1 protein-coding gene and 1 pseudogene are annotated in these 524 nt (G+C 55.5%); both read right to left on the bottom strand.

What is annotated here, in order from left to right; translation table 11 throughout:
- Positions 1 to 184 (bottom strand): TM2 domain-containing protein (locus tag A3714_RS11160; RefSeq protein ID WP_156493861.1); only part of this gene is annotated, 184 nt, incomplete at its 3' end.
- Between the two features lie 121 nt (positions 185 to 305).
- Positions 306 to 524: pseudogene (locus A3714_RS11155) on the bottom strand (type IV pili twitching motility protein PilT); the annotation flags it as partial.

Below are 524 nucleotides of genomic sequence, written 5' to 3'. Positions count from 1 at the left end.
GGTTCATGCCAGGAATCAGGAAGGCATCCACGATCCAGCCGATCAGTAACAGCCCGGCGGTCAACATCCACAGCAGGCCGGTGAGCTGGCGGCCATAGTAAAACCGGTGGTAACCGAAGATCCCGCCGAAAAACCACAGCAGATAGCCGATGGGTGTCAGGTGCGTTTCTTTTTGTTGTTGCATGGGTTTCCCCCTCCATTGGTAAAGTAAAAAAGCGTCCCTGCTATCGCGGGCAGGGCCCATCAGTCCGTAACGGGCTTCCCCGCGCAACTATTAACTATTCACTGTTAATTATTAACTGTCTTTACTCCGTGTCCTCAATGCTCAATCCCCGCGTGGCCACATCCAGGCTGGAGGCGTCGGTCTCGTTGCCCAGTTTGATCATCAGGCGCAGATCGTTGGGCGAATCCGCGTGGAGCATGGCGTCTTCGTAGGTGATTTCGCCAGCGGAGTAGAGGTCGTAAAGTGCCTGGTCGAAGGTCTGCATGCCCTGTTCCCGGGACTTGCTCATCAGCTGCTTGAG

This window comes from Alcanivorax sp. HI0007 (assembly GCF_001635525.1).
In the GTDB taxonomy this organism is placed as follows: Bacteria; Pseudomonadota; Gammaproteobacteria; order Pseudomonadales; family Alcanivoracaceae; genus Alcanivorax.
Note: the sequence above shows the minus strand (reverse complement) of the source record. Positions and strands in the feature narration are given on the sequence as shown.